The sequence below is a fragment of the Tessaracoccus sp. OH4464_COT-324 genome, from assembly GCF_003932855.1.
Classification (GTDB): domain Bacteria; phylum Actinomycetota; class Actinomycetes; order Propionibacteriales; family Propionibacteriaceae; genus Arachnia.
This window is the reverse complement of record NZ_RQYZ01000003.1, coordinates 139,725-158,181: the sequence shown is the minus strand read 5'-3', so window position 1 is coordinate 158,181 and position 18,457 is coordinate 139,725. Positions and strand designations below refer to the sequence as shown.

Here is an 18,457-nt window from a genome sequence, read left to right as displayed (position 1 = left end):
GGAAAGCCCCGGACAGAAAGAAAGGAATGAGAAATGCTCTCCATCTTCGCCCAAGTCCTCCGAGTCATCGCGCGTTACGGTGCCAATGCTGTCAAGTGGGTCTACGCCAACCGCGTTCGGGTCATGGGTTGGATCCGTGATGGCCTTGCGGTTGACGCCATCGTGTCGCGGATCAAGCAGGCTCTTGGAATCAAGTGAGCTGAGGGTCGAGGGCTCGGCGTGGGAACAGTGGAAGTGCTCCCACACCGAGCCCTCTGGGCCAAACGATCACTTCACTGATTCCGCCCAAACTTGACGGCCCTGTACCTGAATTTCCAGCCGAAGGAAGAGACAACCATGATCGAGATAGAAGGCGTCACCAGACGATTCGGCGGGCACGTCGCGCTGGATGATGTGACGTTCACAGTACCCGACGGGGCTGTCACCGGATTCGTAGGACCGAACGGGGCCGGGAAGTCCACAGCGTTGCACGTAATCACCGGCCTGGATGGCGACGCCACCGGCACCGTCCGCATTGACGGCGTGGTTCAGCGACAGGGAGAGCCGCGCTCCGGAGTTGGCGCCCTGCTCGACGCGTCCTGGGCCCATCCCCGCCGTAGTGCAAGAGACCATCTGCGGGCCCTCAGCCTGGTGCAAGGAGTGCCCGAGGGTCGCGTAGCCGAGGTGCTTGAGCTCACCGGGTTGGGGGGCGTCGCTAGACGCCGAGTAGGTCAGTTCAGCCTCGGAATGCGGCAGCGGCTAGGCATCGCGGGCGCCCTGCTCGCTGAACCCAAAAACGTGATCCTGGACGAGCCGGTGAACGGCCTCGACCCTGACGGTATCGCGTGGGTGCGACAACTGGCGCGCTCCCTGGCAGCAGGAGGCGCAGCCGTGCTGATGTCGAGTCACCTGCTGGCGGAACTCGCCCAGACAGCTGACCGCATCGTCGTGATCGGCCAAGGCCGCATCCTCGGTTCCGGCCCGATCGGCGATTTTGTCCAGACCAACACAGACATGACTCGGGTGACCAGCCTGGACGACGAGTTGCTCGCCGAAGCTCTCCAGCGCGCGGGATGGCAGGTTGAACGTCAACCCGTCGGTCTCCGGGTGGCTGCGCCGGCTGCGGCAGTGGGCCGAGCTGCGTTGGGGGCAGGCGTCTGCCTCACCAACCTACAGCCCGAGGCCGTGAGCCTCGAAGACCGATTCCGGGAATTGACAGCAGATCAAATCGAGTATCGAGCCGAAGGACTGGTGACGGCATGAGTTTCGTGAATGATATTCGGGCCGAACTGGTCCGGGCACGGTCATACCGACTGACGTGGGCAATTTGGCCACTGATCGCATTCACCGCCGCCGGGTTCAATGCGTTCGCGGTATCCGCGGTGCATTCCGCGCTGGCTACGGGCGAATCGGCGGCAGACCAGATTTCCTCGGTTGCTTTCCTGCCAGGCATGTCGAGTGGCCTAACTGGGCTGTTCGTAGCGATTCTTGCTACCACGCTGGTCACGGCCGACGAAGGTAGCGGAACCACTCGCAGCCTCCGCATGGTTATGAGCGACCGGCGCATCGTGGCTGCCAGGGCCGCAGTTGTCGGGCTGGTTGCCCTGGCGGCGACGGCCATCACCACGCTCGTCGCTGTTCTTGGGGCAGCGACATTGCCCACCACTGTTGCGCTGGCTTCACTCGGCTCGGCACAATTCTGGGGCAACGTCGTCAGCACCGTTTTCGTGCACCTAACGTGGGGCCTCCTGGCGCTTGCTTTCGCCTCGTGGTGGCCCAGAGCTGCCGTGAGCATGGGCGGTGTTCTTGCCGTGATGCTGGGTGCTCCGAGCGTCGAGATGGCGCTGCACGCCGCGCAGTGGGAAACCGGGGCATTCGCCTGGCTCCCAGAGCCGCTGATCAGGGCGGCAACGGCCACGGGAGCGGGAGCCGCCACGGTAATGACGGCTCCAGCCGCGGTGGCGGTCCTGGCATTGTGGTGTGTTGCATTGGCCGCACTTGCGAGTGCAGGCACCAACCGGCTGCGCCGCGTGCCCGGTGCCTGATCCTCAGGGGCGGCCTCGGCAGTCACCGAGGCCGCCCCTCCACGACACCATCAAAAACAGGAAGGTACTCCCATGTCGTTGTTCGAACGCTTTGATACCGTCTACGTGCTGATCGCCGTCGCCCTCATCGCCGTCGGCGTCGCCCACTACTGGCTCGCGCGGCTGCATCCCTGGTTGGGTGCCCTCGTGCCCGCGATCTACCTGGGGTTCTGCGGCTGGGTGTTCGCCAGCGGCAACTTCCGGGGCATGACCGATCTCTTTCTGCTTCTTCTGGGCCTCTTCGCTCTGATCGCCTACTGGCTGAAGGCGCGCGAGGTTGCAGCGAGCGCTCGGGAGTGAAATGCACACCACGCCACCCGCAACGTCTCTGCCAGAGACAGTTCTGACGCTTTGGCGGATCAACGCGCTGGGCGTCGGCGCCGTCCTCTTAGCCCTCGTGGCGTGCACAGGTTGGCTCTGGTGGCCAGAGGCAATCCCGACATCGGTTACAGCAGTGATCGTGATGGCGATCGTCGCGAATCTCGCTCTGGAGGTCGGGGTTCTGCTGAGGCTGCGCCACCGAGCGTACCGCTACGAAGCCGCAGGCGACTTCCTTCAGCTTCGCACCGGCCACTTCTTGTCGAGGCGCCTACTCGTTCCCGCGGATCAAATCCTGTACGTGGATGTGCAGCAGGGCCCCTTGGCTAGGAGACTAGGTCTGTGTCGGGTCAACGTTGGCACGCTCGGATCGATCCATCCCCTCGGGCCGCTAGAAGAGCAACGCGCGCATGAAATCGCTGAGAAATACGGGGTTAGGCAGCAGCACTATGAAACGCAATGATCCCCGCATGCTTGCAGTGCGTTCAGCTCAAGTAATGCTCACTTACCTTCCATTTATGGTCGCTCAAGGGACTATCGCTAGTATGCTTCCTTCTTGGGCTACGCTGCCTTGGGCGATTTTGATCATCTATTACACAATCACCCGCTTTACATATATTAGCGTGGACTGGTTGACCACCAGATGGTTTGCCGATCACAATGGGCTGGCCGTGCAAACAGGCTGGCCAGCGCGCTCGCGAGTCACCGTCACCTGGAGTGAGATCGGAACGCTGGACGTCAGGCAGGGTTGGGCTGCCCGCCTCCTTGGAGTGCGAACGATTATCGCTTCGGTGGGCGCCGACGGCTGCTCGAAACTTACGCTAGAAGCTGTCTCAGCCGTCGATGCGGAACGCTTGGTGAAGTTCCATGGTCAATTCGACAATTGTGCAGCGGGGGCGGGTGAGCCACCCGAAGCAACGATTGTCCATCGTTCTCGGTCCATAGATTTCTTGGCAATCGGTTTCACGCATGGGCAATTCCTCCTCGTGGTGCCTTTTCTCATCGGGTCGGGAGCTGACCTGATGGAGCTCGCCGGCCTAGAGCTGGTAACTATCGCAGGCTGGCTTGCAGGGCTGGGGGTCGCGCCCGCAATCTTTCTTGTTACTGCCCTCGCACTAGGGTACGGAACGTTTCGCTCTGCCCTCGCCTATCACGGCCACACCGTGAGGCAGCATTCGTGGGGGTACTCGACATCAGGTGGGCTATTTCAGCGTGCCAGCTGTGAGGCCCGGCTTGAGCATGTTGTTGGTGTGCGCGTTGATCGCAATCCGTTGATGCTGCTCACTGGAACCTGCTCAGTTCACCTCGTCCTGGACACGGGGCGTGGGGACAGCAGATCGCTACCGTTGCTGCCCCTAATCTCATGGCGAGATCTCGACCACCACCTTGAACGACTCCTGCCCCAGTCAAAGCCAAGCCAGACAACCCGACGGACATTTGCGGAACCCGTGCTTGTCATCTTGAGTTCAATCGGACTTGCCCTCGCGATCCTGCCGGTTTTTGGGCTTTGGATTGCCGGCCTGCTCGTGACATTGGGTCTGTTGGTGGCCAACGCGCTGTGCGTGAAGCTGGCGCACGGTGCCTCGACGGTGTGGATTGAAACCGGTTTGCTCTCGCGTAGGCTTCGGATCGTCGAAGGTAAGGCGGTGCGAGAACTGTCTTATGTCCTCTGGCCCGGTTTCCGGCTCGGGTCTCGGGGATGGCTGGGGCTGAAGGTGCTCGACCGTCGCATCCGGGTGCATTGGATCCCGCGCGTTCCCTGTGATCTAGCTAGGTCCCTGTGGCTCCATCGAGCAGCCGGGGCCAAGGGATAACTGAAACTATTCAGGAGCGAAGGACGAGCGTAGGAAACGACGTCTGGCACCGTGCCAGTGGCAGTGTCCCCGCCCACTCTGGGGGCCGCTAGAGTCGGGTCATGCTCACCCTCGCCCGCTCAGGAGATCCGTTCGCGGGGGCCCCTGTGCCCGCGCCCTGCTACCGCATCCCGGCACTCGCCGTCGCGGAGGAGCGCATCGTCGCTGCCTACGATGTGCGCACCTCGCCGCTGGACCTGCCCGGCCCCAACGGCATCGCCCTCACCACCTCCGACGACGGCTCGGCCTGGCGGGAACCCCGCTGGCTGCGTGCGCCCAAGGGGGCTTGGGGTTGCGGTGACGCCAGCCTGATCAGCGTGGGCGAGGATCTGCTGTGCTGGTATGTGGGCTCCGCAGGCACCTCCTTCTGGGAGGATCAAGCGCCCGGCGGCGACTGGGGCCTGTGGCTCGCCAGCTCCACCGACGGTGGCGACTCCTGGACGCACCGCGAACTGTCGCATGAACTCTGGCCGGGTGACGCGGGCTGCCTGTTCGCGTCGTCGGGCAACGGGCTGCGCCTGAGCACGGGGCGTCTGCTGCAGCCGATGGTGCTCAGGCGCTCAGGCACCCAGGATCGCTCGGTGGCCATGGCCATCTCCGACGACGATGGCCAGGTGTGGCGGCTAGGGTGTCCTGTGCCCGGCTGCGACGAGACGAAGGTAGCGGAGTTGCCCGACGGCACTGTGGTGCTGCACGCCCGGGCCACCCCGGCGCGGCTCGTGGCGTTCTCCGCCGACGGGGGCGAGAGCTTCACCGTGCCCAACCCGGACCTGCCCGACCCCGGGTGCAACGGCGGACTCACCACCCTGTCCGATGGAAGGCTGGCGTGCACACTCGTACATCCCGACGGGGAGCCGGCCCCTGCAGGTGCGGCGGCTCTGCCCGATCCGACGGGCGGGCGTGGCGCGCGCTCGGGCCCCGACTGGGCCGCGCGGCGCAACCTCGTGCTGCGCGTCGGTAGCCCAGGCCGGTGGGGCGCAGCGCAGGTCCTCGACGCAGGCCTGGCGGCGTATTCCGTGTGCGTGGCGCTGCCCGATGGGCGGGTGGCTGTCGCGTGGGAATACGGGGCCTACGAGGGGATTCGCTTCGCCGTGGTGCAGTCCTAGGACTTACGCTGCGGGTCCTGCACGAAGGGCGCCACCAGCTCGGGCAACAGCATGCCCGGCCATCCCTTGACCTGCTGCTTCCAATCTTCGGGTAGGTCGGCGTCGCCGTAGCGCGCGCCGAGGAGGCTGGCCGCGATCGTGGCGACGGTGTCCGTGTCGAAACCCATCTGGATGATGGCGTTGACGGTGTCCAGCGGGGCGTCGCCGCGTCGGATGGCGGCCCAGGCCTGCGCGAACGCGTGCTCCACCCAGCCATTGCGGCGCGCGAACACACTGGCGTCAGTGGACTCCGCCTCACGGATCAGCGCCTCCACTCGCTCTCGCAGAGCATCCTCGACGAGGTGCAGGCCCGCGCGGATGTTCAGTTCACCCGCCAGCGCCCGGCGCACGGCCACCGCCCAAAGCGCGCTGAGCGCCGACGACATCGGGTCGCCGTGCGTGAGCGAAGCCAGCCGGTAAGCCACCCGGTACGTGTCCGCGTCGTCCAGGCCGGCCAGCCCCACGGGGTAGCTGCGCATCAGCGCACCGTTGCCCGCGGAGCCGTTCGGAAACTGCTGGAAGTGGTCGAGCGCGGCTGCCGCGAGCGCGTCGGGTGTGCGCGTCTCGACGCCGGCCAGCAGCTTGCGGGTCTGGATCCCAATGTCGGTAGGGTTGGAATCGAACCAAGCGGACCAGCCGTCAACGACGTACTGTTCGCCTTCGGAGGTGCGCAGATCCAGCCCGGCGGAAATCGCGACGATGATGGGCACCGACATCGCGGTGTCATCGGTCCAATAGTAGGCCTTGCGGTTGCCGAAACCCCCGTCAATCATTTGCGGGGTGGTCTGGAAGGGGCGCATACCCTCATACGCTCCGCCGAGGGCATCAGCAACGGCGGCGTAAGTGATTGCGGCGGCGATGCTCATGCGCACATGCTAGCGCGGCACCTACTCACCGGTCGGTTTGGCCGGGAGGGACCGGGTAGGGGATTTCGTCGCGCTTGAGGTCCTCCGTGGTGATCATCCTGGGCGGCTGTCGGTACGACGGGTTGCGGCTCGGCTCGGCCTGACCAGTGGGTTCGGGCGCCGACGTTGGCCCGGCCGTATCGGGCGCGACGGGCGTGGTGCTGGGCGGCGCCATTGTGTCGCTGGTCCCGGGGGACGGATCGGATCTGGCAGGGGTGATGGGAGCTGGGGCAGGCGGTGACGGCTGCTTGCCCTCACAGCCGGTGAGGAGGAGCAGAGCCGCTACCGCAATCCCTAGTCTGCGCATACCTCAATGCTATCCGGGCCAGGAAAGGCCGGGCCCGTTTCGTGACGGGCTGCTGACACGAAACGGGCCCTTGGCAGCAGCTAGGCATCCACCTCGTCGCGGGAATCGGTGCCCCACAGGGTGTGGAAACTTCCGTCGGCGTCGACGCGGCGGTAGGTGTGTGCGCCGAAGTAGTCACGCTGGCCCTGGACGAGCGCCGCCGGGAGCCGCTCGGAGCGTACCGCGTCGTAGTAGGCGAGCGACGACGAGAACACCGGGGCGGGCACGCCGTGCAGCGCGGCTGCTGCGACGACGCGCCGCCACGCGGGGAGCGCGCTCGCCACCCGCTCGCGGAAGAAACCGTCGGCGATCAGCAGCGGCAGGTTTGGGTCGGCACGGTAGGCGCGGGTGATCTCGCTGAGGAAGCGCGCGCGGATGATGCAGCCGTCGCGCCAGATGCTGGCGATGGCGGCCAGATCGAGCTGCCAACCGTACTCGGCGGCTGCGGCCTGCATCTCGTTCAGGCCCTGTGAATAGGCCACCAGCTTGGAAGCGTAGAGCGCTTGGCGGACATCCTCGGCGAAGGCCGCGCGGTCCTTGACCTCCCATGGAGCGGCTTCGGCGGCGAAGTCCCGAGCAGCCGTGCGCTGAGCGGGAGACGAGGACAGGGCACGTGCGAACGTTGCTTCCGCGATACCGGTGACCGGTACACCGAGGTCAAGCGCGGTTTGTGTGGTCCAGGAGCCGGTGCCCTTCTGCCCGGCCGCGTCTGCGATTACGTCGACGAAGGGTCGGCCCGTCTTCGCGTCGACGTGGCGCAGGACCTCCGCAGAGACCTCCATCAGATAGGAATCCAGCTCGCCTTTATCCCATTCAGCAAAGATCTCCGCGATCTCTGCAGGCGTCAGGCCGAGAGCACGTCTCAGCAGGTCGTAGGCTTCGCCGATGACCTGCATGTCGGCGTATTCGATGCCGTTGTGCACCATCTTCACGAAGTGGCCCGCGCCGTCGGCGCCGATGTAGGTGCAGCACGGTTCGTCGTCGACGTGCGCGGCAATCCGCTCGAACATCGGGCCGAGCCTCTCGTAGGAGCGCGGTGACCCGCCGGGCATGATGGATGGTCCGTTCAGGGCGCCCTCCTCTCCGCCCGAGACGCCGCAGCCGACGAAGTGCAGTCCCCGCTTCCGCAGTTCGGCCTCGCGTCGCCGGGTGTCGGAGAAGAACGAGTTTCCGCAGTCGACGATGATGTCACCCTCATCCATCCGGCTTGCCAGATCTTCGATGACGGCGTCGGTGGCTGCCCCAGCCTTCACCATGATGATGGCGACGCGTGGCCGGGCAAGCGACGAAATGAACTCGTCCATGTCGTTGGCCGGGAGGAACTCCCCTTCCTGGCCGTGCGCGCGGTACACCTGCTCAGTCTTCGCGACGGAGCGGTTATGGATAGCCACTTTGTAGCCGTTGCGAGCAAGGTTGCGGGCTAGATTCGAACCCATGACGCCCATGCCGGTGACACCGATATCGGCAACTTCTTGTGCTGGAGTTGGGAAAGCCATGCTCCGATCCTAGGCGGTGCGCCCAGGCCTTGGGTGCCGAATCTCACCCGGTGTGGGCGAGATTCGGCTGGTCACGCCCTGCTAGAGGACCGATTCGAGCTTGGACTGGGCTTCCTGGATGGCTTCGGCGCTGGCCTTCAGGTCGCGTAGTTCCTGGGCGGCCAGCGGGGGTTCGAGTTGGCGGCCGCCGCCGGCGCTGGAAACCAGCGTCGGAACCGACATGCACACCCCGGACATGCCGTACCAGTCGTCGAGTTCGCGCGAGATGGGCAGGATGGCGTGCTCGTCGCGGAGGATGGCCTGCAGGATTCGAGTGCCGGCCAGCCCGATCGCGTAGTTCGTTGCCCCTTTGCCTTCGATCACTTCGTAGGCTGCCCCGACGACTCGTTTGGCAATGGCGTTTCGTCGTTCCAGGCCGAGCTTGCCCGTGGACTGCTCCCAGTCCAGCAGCGGGACACCGCCGAGCGACGCGGAGCGCCACAGCGGGGTTTCGGAGTCGCCGTGTTCGCCGCAGACGTAGGCGTGCACGTTGCCGACGGCGACGTTGCATTCTTCGGAGATGAGCTGGCGCAGCCGTGCAGAGTCGAGGACCGTTCCGGAGCCGATCACGCGCTCAGGTGGGAGGCCGCTGATCTTGAGTGCTGCGTGGGTGGTCACATCAACTGGGTTAGTGACCATCAGGAACACCGCGTCCGGTGAGCGCTCCACGAGCGGTGGGATGACAATCTGCATCAGCTTCACCGTGGATTCCGCCAAGTCGAGGCGGGTCTGGCCGGGTTTCTGTTTGGCACCTGCGGTGATGACCACCACGTCGGAGTTCTCGGTGTGGGCGACGTCAGATGAGCCTTGGATCACGGCCTCCGGGAAGAACTGGGAGCCGTGCGCGAGGTCGAGAGCCTCCGCTTTCACTTTGGCTTCGTTGATGTCTTGCAGGACGATGTGCCGGGCTACCCCCTGCATCAGCGCCGCGTAGGCGAGGGAGGAGCCAACTGCTCCGGCACCTACGATGGAAACCTTGGCACCTTCACGTTTCACAACATTCACGTTGCCCATTGTTTCATCTGGCCAGCCGCTCGGTCAGCCAGGGGGCTTGTAGCCCCAATTTTTCTTGCTGGGACAGCAGTTTTGGTTCAGTTGGCATAAAGTGAGCCGCCGAAGGGCTAGCCTTGCGGGCGGGCACGTCGAACTGACGGGCCAGGTTTCTTCTAGCCAGGAGTGAGGGATTGATGAGGAAGCGGATTTTGGCGGGCCTAGCGGCCGCGGCTGTGGCGCTCACGGCTGGGCTCGGCGTGGCCCGAGCCGATGACGGATCGGTATCGGTTGAGGTCAAGAAGCCCGCAGAAGGGGCCGTTGCTGAGGCCGGCAAACCTGTCGAGCTGGGCGGCGTTGCCAGCGCAGGCGGCGGGGGCCAGGACTGGAACGTGGTCATGGTGCTCGACGCATCGGGTTCGACGCTGGACGTGGTGAACCAAAAATCCATCTTCGAGTGGGAGCAGGTTGGCGCGAAGGCGCTGATGAAGTCGTTGCAGGCTTCGACGAGTGAAATCAATCAGGGCGTGGTCTACTTCGGCAGCGGCAAGGCCGGCTTCGGTATGACCAAGGACTCCGCTCAGGTGGACCAGTGGCTGTCCCTCGGCTATCGCAGCCCTGAGCTGTCCGGTGTCACCGGCAGCACCGCGTGCGAGTACGGTGTGCAGGCTGCCCGGGAGCTGCTGAAGAACACGACGGGCAACAAGCGGGTCTACTTCCTCACCGACGGCAGGTGCAACGGCTCGACCTCGACGCTGGCGAAAGAGGTGCAGCAGGCGGCCGCGGAGAACATCGAGGTGTTTTCCATCCACACCACCGCTGCCTCGTCCCAGTGCAAGAACGACCAGCTGAAGGGCAAGAGCTGCATCTACGCTGAAGACCCCTCGACGCTGGCCGGTGTGCTGCCGGGCGGATCCGCGACGTTGGAGACGCTGCAGGTGCTGGTGGAGGACGACAAGGGCAAGGAAGTGACCAAGGTGTCTTTTGACGCCGAGGTGAGCGGCAAACTGGTCTACAACTGGACCACTCAGCTTCCGGCGCTCCCCGCAGGCAAGTACAAGGTGACCGCTAGCGCCACCGCGAAGGGCGTCAATCAGCCTGCGGTGCACTCGATCACGTTCACCGTTTCCCACACCCCTGTGCCGCAGCCGTCGGCGAGCCCGAAGCCGTCAATGAGCCCGAAGCCATCGCCGTCAATGAGCCCGAAGCCGTCGGTTACGCCCTCGGCCACCCCGTCGGTGACCGCGCAGCCGGGGCCGCAGCGGCCAAAGCTGCCGAAGACCGGTTGCTGAGCCGAGGATCTTGAGCGGCTAGGCGGCATACCGCCTAGCCGTCGGGAGTCCGGGCAAGCCCGGAGCGAATCAGCGAGAACAACACAACTAGTGGGGTGGGACGCTCTAGAGCGTCCCACCCCACTGTTTTGAGTCGGCTCAGCGCGGGTCAATGAGCTTCATGGCGACGTGCCACAGCTCGTCGTTGATCTCCTGCGGCACCTTCAGCCCGAGCGAACGCAGCCAGCGACGCATGCGGGGCAGCTCGTCCTTCCATTCCTGCTCGTGGTAGGAGATGACATTGTGCAGCACCTGGGGATCGATGTCGAGGCCCTCGGTATCGAGATCGCCGTCCTTCGGCAGCAAGCCGGCCGGGGTGTCCACAGCGTCCACACGGCCCTCGATGCGGTCGACCATCCACTTCAGCACGCGCGAGTTCTCGCCGAAACCGGGCCACAGGAAATTGCCCTCGGCATCGCGCAGGAACCAGTTGACGTAGAAGATCTGCGGCAGCTTATCCGGGGTGGTCTTCTCCCCCATGTCCAGCCAGTGCCGGAAGTAGTCGCCCACGTGGTAGCCGATGAAGGGCAGCATAGCCATCGGGTCTCGGCGCAGCACACCCACCGCGCCCTTGGCGGCAGCCGTCGTCTCGGATGAGCAGGTGGCGCCCATGAACACGCCGTGCTGCCAGCTGCGTGCCTGCGAGACTAGCGGGATGGTGTTCTCGCGGCGGCCGCCGAAGACGATGGCGTCCAGCGGGACGCCGCGCGGATCGTCGTACTCGGGGGCGATCGTCGGGATCTGGCGGATCGGGGTGCAGAACCGGCTGTTCGGGTGCGCGGCCTTCTCACCCACGCGACCGCCGACCGGGCCACCCTCGGGCGTCCAGGAGCGTCCCTTCCAGTCGGTCAGGTGCGCGGGCGCTTCCTTAGTCATGCCCTCCCACCAGACGTCCCCGTCGTCGGTCAGCGCGACGTTGGTGAAGATGGAATTACCGCCCTCAACAGCTGCCATCGCGTTCGGGTTGGTGCCTACGCCGGTGCCCGGCGCCACACCGAACATGCCGTCCTCCGGGTTGATGGCCCACAGGCGCCCGTCCTCGCCGACACGGATCCACACGATGTCGTCGCCGATCGTCTCGGCCTTCCAGCCTGGGATCGTCGGGTTGATCATCGCGAGGTTGGTCTTGCCGCAGGCCGACGGGAACGCAGCGGCGATGTGGTAGGCCTTGCCCTCGGGGGAGGTGAGTTTCAGCAGCAGCATGTGCTCGGCCATCCAGCCCTCCTGGCGGCCCATCGCGGAAGCGATCCGCAGCGCGTAGCACTTCTTGCCCAGCAGGGAGTTGCCGCCGTAGCCGGAGCCGTAGCTCCAGATCGTGCGCTCCTCGGGGAAGTGCACAATGTACTTCACGTCGGAGCACGGCCACGGCACGTCCTGCACACCATCTGGCAGCGGCATGCCGACGGAGTGCAGCGCCGGCACGAAGTCGGCCCCCTTGGCTTCCATCGCCTTCATCGGCTCCTCGCCCATGCGGGTCATGATCTTCATCGACAGCACCACGTAGGCGGAGTCGGTGATCTCGATGCCAAACTTCGGATCTGCTGCTTCCACATGCCCCATGCAGAACGGGATGACGTACATCGTTCGACCGACCATGCAGCCGTCGTACAGCTTGGTCATGATCTGTTTCATCTGCTTCGGGTCCATCCAGTTGTTGGTGGGCCCGGCGTCGTTCTCATCGAGGGAGCAGATAAAGGTTTGATCCTCGACGCGCGCCACGTCGTCGGGATCCGTTCTGGTGTAGATCGAGTTGGGTTTCTTCTCCTCATTCAGTCGAACCACGGTGCCCGATTCCACGAGGAGGTCCACGAGTCGCTGGTATTCCTCGTCCGAGCCATCACAGAAGTGGATGGCCTTGGGTTTGGTGAGCGTGGCCACTTCTTTGACCCAGGCCAGGACCCTGGGGTGGTTGGGGACTCGGCCGGTGGTTGGGACGTCGGGTAGCTCAAGTTCTGGGGATAGTTGCGCGTTCATTCCACTCCTTTGGGGCGCGAACCGGTTTTCGTACTCGCCACCTTAGCCATTCGGCAGGTTCAAAGTGAAATCTTTGACTGATCGAAACTTGACATCAGCACCTTGTGCAGTGAAACGCCAGAGAAGCTTCCTCGCTGCGCCACAGGCCCTAGCGGTCCTCGTCCGCGATGAGGGTGCGCCACCGCGCAGGCAGCTTGCCGCTGCGGCGCAGCTCCACACGGTAGCAGTGGCGGGCGGCGATGTTGCGTCGCACCTCCTGCGACACTCGCTCGACGAACAGCTCCCGGTACAGGGGGTCCGTCAGGGTCGACGCCGCGAACGACACACCGGAGAACAGCGAAAGTACCAGGCAAACCCGAAACATTGCCGCGTCCATCGGCAGTTCAACCCCCAGCCAGACCATGGGCTTGGCCGGTTGGCTGCTCCAGGAGGAGATCAGTGCCTCATCGAGGGTGATCCAGCCGAATGTGACGAAAACGGCAAACGTGACAGACACGAAAATCGCCACCTGCACTGTCTGCACCGCGAAGGCCCCAGCTCGGAGGTTCAATCTCTCGGGCCAGGTCAGCCTCGGCCGGGAGTGCGGCACTTCGTCGAACGGGGTGCCCGCCAGCAGTCCCTCGCAGCGGCCGGCCAGATCGGTGTCGTCGAGCATGTCGCTTGTCGCGGGCAACAGGATCAGCAGGATCAATAAGAGGAGAAACAGCCCCAGCAGCCACATCTGTGTTTTGCTCATAGCGGCTGCCACCTGCCACAGCTCGCCGGTGAAGAACACCAGCAGCACCGTCAGCATGAGCAGCGGGAGAATCCGGGCCACAGAAGGGGCGGTGGTGGCCAACTCCCGCAGGCTTCGACGCGCCGCCCAGGAGATGACGTAGTCAAACTCTAGCCACGCCAGGGCTGCGGCCATCAGCAGCAACTGCACCCGTTCGTCGAAGGGAATGTGCAACCCGAACCGGGCATCGGTGAGTGCTGCCGCGAGCGAGAGCCCGAACAGCCACGTGAACAGCACGCCGCCCGCCCAGCCCAAGCGGGCACCGAAGCTCAGTCGACGCTGCCACCGCCCGTAGAGCAGCCCCGCCGGAACGGCCGCGAGAGCAAGCAACCCCGCCACGACGAGCGCCGCCAGAACGTGCGGATACGAGACCAGTTCCCGCCATGGGATGACCTCGCTCGCCGACACCGCCGCGTCAGCCACCAGCAGAGCGAACGCCAGCAGCGTGAACGCGATGAGCACCGACGCAGTGCGCGGAAGCAGTCCCCGCAGCCGCCGCCTGGCGGGCACGACGAACGGTAGCCCCTGCGCTCGCAGCCAAGCCTCCTGCTGCGCGAGGCCGGCACTGTTCGACGAGCTCACGCGCACCAGGATACTGCCCTGTCCGGGCGGCGCAGCTCACAGCGCGTCGCGGGCCTCCACGAAAGCCTGGATCGCCCGATCCAGATCTGCTCGGGTGAGGCGGGCATTCAGCTGGGTTCGGATGCGGGCTCTGCCCTTCGGCACCACCGGGTAGGAGAACGCCCGAACGTAAACGCCCCGGGCGAGCACCTCGTCGGCCATCCGCGCCGCGCGCACCGCGTCGCCGATCATGACGGGCACGATCGGGTGGTCGGATTTGGGGATCTCGAAGCCGTTGGCCACCATCTGCTCGCGGAAGTAGCGGGTGTTTTCCCGTAGCTGCTTAAGCAGTTCGCCCGAGGAACGCACCAGCTCCAGCACTCGCATGGTGGCGCCGGTGATCGCCGGAGCCAGGGAGTTGGAGAACAGGTAGGGCCGCGACTTCTGGCGCAGCATCTCCACGATCTCCGCCCGTGCGCAGGTGTAGCCGCCCGACGCCCCGCCGAGGGCCTTGCCCAGGGTGCCGGTGATGATGTCCACCCGGTCTGCGACGCCGAAGTGTTCCGGCGTGCCCGCGCCCGTCGGGCCGATGAAGCCCACGGCGTGGGAATCGTCGACGAACACCAGGGCGTCGTAGCGTTCGGCGAGGTCGCAGATCTCCGGCAGGGGAGCGAGGTAGCCGTCCATGGAGAACACGCCGTCGGTGGCGATCACCCGGTAGCGCGCGCCCCGAGCGGCTTTCAGTTGCTCCTCCAGATCTGCCATGTCGCGGTTGCGGTAGCGGTAGCGTGCCGCCTTGCTCAGCCGCACCCCGTCGATGATCGACGCGTGGTTCAGCTCGTCGGAGATGATCGCGTCCTCAGCGCCAAACAGGGGCTCGAACAGGCCACCGTTGGCGTCGAAACATGATGAGTACAGGATCGTGTCCCAGCCTGCCTCGCCCGGGTGCAGGAAGTCGGTGAGCGCCGCCTCCAACTCCTTATGCTGCACCTGCGTGCCGCAGATGAACCGCACCGACGACATCCCGAACCCCCAGCGGTCCAGGGCCTCCTTCGCCGCCGCGATCAGTTCGGGGGAGTCCGCGAGCCCTAGGTAGTTGTTTGCGCACAGGTTGAGCACGCCGTCGCGGCCATCCTCGACCGAGATGCTGGCGGACTGCGGGCTGGTCAGCGCCGCCTCATCCTTGTAGAGCCCCTGCTCTCTGAGCGCGACGAGTTCGCTCGCCAGCGCTTCCTTCATGCCTGAATACATGTTCAGTCCTCCCAATTCATGATCACCTTGCCGGAGTGCCCGTCGGCGGCCACGGCGAACGCCTCGGCAAAACTGGTGTAGTGGTAGCGATGCGTGATCACGCCGGAGATGTCGAGCCCGGCCGCAATCAGGGCCGTGCCCTGATACCAGGTCTCGAAGATGCGCCGTCCGGTGACGCCCTGCAGCGTGAGCATGTTGAAGATGACCTTGCTGAGGTCCAGGGAAACATTGCCGACGGGGGTGCCGAGCAGCGCGATCCGCCCGCCGTGCACCATGTGGTCGATCATCGACGCGAGCGCGGCGGGCGAGCCGGACATCTCCAGGCCCACGTCGAAGCCCTCCTTGACGCCGAGCTGCTCGTACACGTCGGTAAGGCGCTCGCAGCCCACGTTCACCGTCTGGTGGATGCCCAGCGAGCGCGCGAGTCTGAGCCGCTCGTCGGACAGGTCGGTCAGCACCACGTTGCGTGCGCCCTGGAACTGAGCCACCAGCGCGGCCATGATCCCGATGGGGCCCGCGCCGGTGACGAGCACGTCCTCCGCGAGGCATGGGAACTGCAGCGCGGTGTGCACCGCGTTGCCGTAGGGGTCGAAGATGGCGGCCACGTCCGGGTTGGTGCCCTCCGGGTGCACCCAGACGTTACCCGCGGGCATCGCGAAGTACTCGCACATGGCGCCGTCAACGTGGTAGCCGATGCCGCGGGTGTTCGCGCACACCTCGCGGCGCCCGGCCAAGCAGGCCCGGCAGCGGCCGCAGACGTAGTGGCCCTCCCCGGAGACGAACTGGCCCACGCTGAGCCCCTGTACTGCGCTGCCCAACTCGACGATGGTGCCGGCAAACTCGTGGCCGATCACCCTGGGCGTGGCCACCGTGCGGGCCGCCCAGCCGTCCCACTTCTGGATGTGCACGTCCGTGCCGCAGATGCCGGTGTGGGTGACGCGCACGAGCACGTCATTGGGTCCGACGGCGGGCATGGGCAGGTCGATCAGCTCCAGCCCCGGCGCTGGGGCGGTCTTGACGATTGCTTTCATGTTTCCTCCGCTGGAAATCGTATTGGTCGATCCGGTCAGCGGTGGGCGGGCCCGGCATTATTCGTGCTGCTTCGGCTTCGGGCGGTGCGGACGCGAACTGGGGCAGGGCCCATTCCCGTGGAGGGCTGGGTCACGGTAACCGTCGCTGCACCCTTGTTCCCTATTCTGTGTCTATGCGTCCCGATGTCGTCGATATCCCCGCCAGTACGCCCATGAGCCGTCTGGGAAAACAGACGCTCGTGGTCTTCGAGGACCGGTGCGTGCTGCTGCAACGCGAGGGCCACGAGTTCCGTGTTTTCTCTACTGGGGAGACCAAATCGAAGTTGCTGCCCCCGGTTTCCGAGGAGCGTCGCGTCGGGGACGTGGTCGGGTTAGAGGAGCTACGGCAACCGCTGCGCGTCGTCTCCCTGCCCGAGGGGGAGGTCGTTGGTGTCGCCCTCGGTTTCTTCCAGAACCTGAAGCGTAACCGGGCCCTGACGATGTTCTTCGGCACCTTCTCCGTCTCGCTCATGATCGTCATGGCATCACTCGCCATCCAGGGCGGCGGCGAGTGGGTGATGCTGTTGGTCGGCGCCTCCCTCGTCTGGTTCCTCGGCACGATGGTCTACGACTTGAGTTACCTGAAGACCTTCATGTTCCGGGTCGATGGCCGGGATTGGGCGCTGAACGACCTCGCCCCCCTCAATGACTGCCGCGACATCGCGTCGCGGCAAGTGGAGGACGTGAAGGAAGAGTACGGTCGGCTGCTCACCGACCTGCCATACCGCGTCGCTAACCCCGCCCTGTTCGACGCGGCCTGCCCCACCACCGAGGTCCTCACCCTGGCCCTCTTCGAATGGGACTCGACGTGGGCGCGCCTCGACGACGAGGAGCGCGGCGCCCTCGCCTCCCGCGTCGTGGCCGCCTTCCACGCGGCCCGTCATCATGCGGAGCGGGTCGGGATGAATCATCTGCCGCCCGACACCCGCGACGACGCCCGCCGCGCCCTCGGCGCGCTCCGCATCGCGACCGCATCGACCGGCTCCCCGGCAGAACGGGCGGCCGCCCTGGAACAGGCCGTCGAGCTGCTCGACGACCTCGCCCTGTACTACCTGCCCAGCGGGACCGAGACCCGGGAGGCCCTGGGCGGCCGCCAGCTGAAGCAACTGCCCGGACGGAGGCCGATGTGAACCCTGCCCCCTGGTCACTCGTCGACCCCGACGCCCAGATTTGTGACATCGCCCCATGCGGTCTCGTCGTCTTCGACGAGAAACGTCACCACCTCGTCGCGGTGAAGCGGAAACGGAACTGCGGATTCATCGTGGAGGAGGTCAGCAGTGTCAAGCTGGGGGAGCTTGGGAAGCTTAACGGAAGCGAGAAGATCGGTGATCTTGTGAAGCGGTGGGGAGTTTTCCACGATCCCCGGTTCTTGCTCGTGCCGGGGTTCGTCACCCCGCAGTTGTCCTACGCGCTGTGGGGAGCGCTTGTCCTCGTGTGCGCGGTGCTCACCGTCGTCCTCACTCTCGCGTTGGAAAGCTGGTGGATCGCGCCCATCGGGGTTTTCGTCACCCTGTTTGTGCCGCTGTCTGTCAGCGTTATCCGGACATCGCCCCGGATCGTCGGTCAGCAGCGGCTCGGGGTGGACCCATCCAACGTCCACGCCTATGCCCTGGCGGTGGCGCGGGGTGAGCTGTGGCGTGGGGCGCTGCCCGCCGCGTCGGTGGTCGATCCGACAGTCCAGGTGCAGCGGATCCGTGAGGAGTATGGGCGGCTGTGCTCAGACCTGCTCTTCCGCTTGGAGAGCCCGGCTCTGTTCGACCCGGCGGTGCCGACGACGGCGGCCTTCGAGGCGGCCCTCGTCGATTTCGAGAACACCCCGACGGCGGAGGTCGCGGCCCGTGTCGAGGTCCGTTTCGAGGTGGCGCGCCAGCACGCTGTGCGAGCGGGGCTGCGTCATGTCGAGCCGCAGCTGCGCGACGAGGTAGCGCGAGCCGGGAAGATCGCTCGCCTCGCGCTCAACGCCGGGTCGCAGGGCGAGCGGGAGGCTGCCCTGGCGCAGCTGCAGCGGATGCTGGACTCCCTCGCGCTCTACTACCTCCCCAGCCGGACGGACGTCGCCGCCATCGAGCGCTGAGAGCCCCTACCCCAGCTGGCGTGAGGTCGGCGAGGAAGGCGGTCAGGGCCTCAGCGCGCGAGGCCCGGATCGTCGGGCAGCATCGAAAGGGCCCGCAGGCGGTGCGCCGCCGTCGTGGTGATCTTTCGCCCGCGATGCTGGGGAGTTTGGCGGCGGGCCCACCCGGATGCGTCGGAAATGGTGAACGGGACGCGAGGACTCCCGCCACTCTGACTACCGGACCTGGCTTAACGTGGGCATCGCCATGAACCCGAGGCGCGCTCGCA

Annotated in this window: 18 protein-coding genes; 10 read left to right on the top strand and 8 right to left on the bottom strand. The window is 65.6% G+C overall.

From position 1 onward, the window contains the following. The first annotated feature begins 33 nt into the window (after window positions 1–33). The 7 genes from EII42_RS03495 (at window position 34) to EII42_RS03465 (ending at window position 5,340) form a co-directional block, all read left to right on the top strand. Complete coding sequence (locus EII42_RS03495; protein WP_125170731.1) at window positions 34–198, top strand: aureocin A53 family class IId bacteriocin; 165 nt, start codon at window positions 34–36, stop codon at window positions 196–198. A gap of 138 nt (window positions 199–336) precedes the next feature. Continuing rightward, on the top strand, window positions 337–1,242 hold the full coding sequence (locus EII42_RS03490; RefSeq protein ID WP_125170730.1) for an ATP-binding cassette domain-containing protein: 906 nt from the start codon (window positions 337–339) through the stop codon (window positions 1,240–1,242). Continuing rightward, a complete protein-coding gene (locus EII42_RS03485) occupies window positions 1,239–2,024 on the top strand; it encodes a hypothetical protein (protein ID WP_125170729.1) in 786 nt (261 codons plus the stop codon). The genes EII42_RS03490 and EII42_RS03485 overlap by 4 nt, the downstream gene beginning before the upstream one ends. A gap of 72 nt (window positions 2,025–2,096) precedes the next feature. Beyond that, window positions 2,097–2,363 carry a hypothetical protein gene (locus EII42_RS03480; protein ID WP_125170728.1) on the top strand — a complete coding sequence of 89 codons (267 nt, stop codon included), beginning with the start codon at window positions 2,097–2,099 and terminating at the stop codon, window positions 2,361–2,363. Window positions 2,364–2,526: 163 nt separating this feature from the next. Further along, on the top strand, window positions 2,527–2,844 hold the full coding sequence (locus tag EII42_RS03475; RefSeq protein WP_233558263.1) for a PH domain-containing protein: 318 nt from the start codon (window positions 2,527–2,529) through the stop codon (window positions 2,842–2,844). Further along, window positions 2,831–4,195 (top strand): PH domain-containing protein, encoded by a 1,365-nt coding sequence (locus tag EII42_RS03470; protein WP_158676383.1) that lies wholly within the window; start codon window positions 2,831–2,833, stop codon window positions 4,193–4,195. The genes EII42_RS03475 and EII42_RS03470 overlap by 14 nt, the downstream gene beginning before the upstream one ends. Window positions 4,196–4,296: 101 nt before the next feature. Beyond that, window positions 4,297–5,340 carry a sialidase family protein gene (locus EII42_RS03465; RefSeq protein ID WP_125170725.1) on the top strand — a complete coding sequence of 348 codons (1,044 nt, stop codon included), beginning with the start codon at window positions 4,297–4,299 and terminating at the stop codon, window positions 5,338–5,340. Here the strand turns inward: EII42_RS03465 and EII42_RS03460 are convergent. The 4 genes from EII42_RS03460 to EII42_RS03445 all read right to left on the bottom strand — a co-directional run bounded on the left by EII42_RS03460 (window position 5,337) and on the right by EII42_RS03445 (window position 9,170). Continuing rightward, window positions 5,337–6,245 carry an ADP-ribosylglycohydrolase family protein gene (locus EII42_RS03460; RefSeq protein ID WP_125170724.1) on the bottom strand — a complete coding sequence of 303 codons (909 nt, stop codon included), beginning with the start codon at window positions 6,243–6,245 and terminating at the stop codon, window positions 5,337–5,339. The two genes, EII42_RS03465 and EII42_RS03460, sit on opposite strands and share 4 nt — an antisense overlap. Before the next feature lie 25 nt (window positions 6,246–6,270). Next, on the bottom strand, window positions 6,271–6,591 hold the full coding sequence (locus EII42_RS03455; RefSeq protein ID WP_125170723.1) for a hypothetical protein: 321 nt from the start codon (window positions 6,589–6,591) through the stop codon (window positions 6,271–6,273). An 80-nt stretch (window positions 6,592–6,671) separates the two neighbouring features. Then, entirely contained in the window at window positions 6,672–8,126 is a 1,455-nt protein-coding gene (gene gndA / locus EII42_RS03450; protein WP_125170722.1) for an NADP-dependent phosphogluconate dehydrogenase, read from the bottom strand. Window positions 8,127–8,207: 81 nt separating this feature from the next. Continuing rightward, window positions 8,208–9,170 (bottom strand): L-lactate dehydrogenase, encoded by a 963-nt coding sequence (locus EII42_RS03445; protein WP_370318090.1) that lies wholly within the window; start codon window positions 9,168–9,170, stop codon window positions 8,208–8,210. Window positions 9,171–9,352: 182 nt separating this feature from the next. On the opposite strand from EII42_RS03445, the gene EII42_RS03440 reads away from it, so the two are divergent. Beyond that, a complete protein-coding gene (locus tag EII42_RS03440) occupies window positions 9,353–10,447 on the top strand; it encodes a VWA domain-containing protein (RefSeq protein ID WP_125170720.1) in 1,095 nt (364 codons plus the stop codon). A 138-nt stretch (window positions 10,448–10,585) separates the two neighbouring features. Here EII42_RS03440 and EII42_RS03435 read toward each other — a convergent pair whose 3' ends face one another. The 4 genes from EII42_RS03435 to tdh form a co-directional block, all read right to left on the bottom strand. Continuing rightward, window positions 10,586–12,460, bottom strand: a complete 1,875-nt coding sequence (locus tag EII42_RS03435; protein WP_125170719.1) for a phosphoenolpyruvate carboxykinase (GTP) — start codon at window positions 12,458–12,460, stop codon at window positions 10,586–10,588. A gap of 148 nt (window positions 12,461–12,608) precedes the next feature. Then, window positions 12,609–13,817: a hypothetical protein gene (locus EII42_RS03430; RefSeq protein WP_125170718.1), complete on the bottom strand. Its 1,209-nt coding sequence runs from the start codon at window positions 13,815–13,817 to the stop codon at window positions 12,609–12,611. Window positions 13,818–13,853: 36 nt separating this feature from the next. Next, window positions 13,854–15,047, bottom strand: coding sequence for a glycine C-acetyltransferase (locus tag EII42_RS03425; RefSeq protein WP_370318089.1), 1,194 nt, complete (start codon window positions 15,045–15,047; stop codon window positions 13,854–13,856). 2 nt (window positions 15,048–15,049) lie between these two features. Further along, window positions 15,050–16,078 carry an L-threonine 3-dehydrogenase gene (tdh, locus tag EII42_RS03420; RefSeq protein WP_125170717.1) on the bottom strand — a complete coding sequence of 343 codons (1,029 nt, stop codon included), beginning with the start codon at window positions 16,076–16,078 and terminating at the stop codon, window positions 15,050–15,052. Between the two features lie 173 nt (window positions 16,079–16,251). Here tdh and EII42_RS03415 point away from each other — a divergent pair, with 173 nt between their 5' ends. Next, window positions 16,252–17,247 (top strand): hypothetical protein, encoded by a 996-nt coding sequence (locus tag EII42_RS03415; protein ID WP_125170716.1) that lies wholly within the window; start codon window positions 16,252–16,254, stop codon window positions 17,245–17,247. Further along, window positions 17,244–18,191 carry a hypothetical protein gene (locus EII42_RS03410; RefSeq protein WP_125170715.1) on the top strand — a complete coding sequence of 316 codons (948 nt, stop codon included), beginning with the start codon at window positions 17,244–17,246 and terminating at the stop codon, window positions 18,189–18,191. Before EII42_RS03415 ends, EII42_RS03410 begins: the two co-directional genes overlap by 4 nt. The last annotated feature ends 266 nt before the right edge of the window (window positions 18,192–18,457 follow it).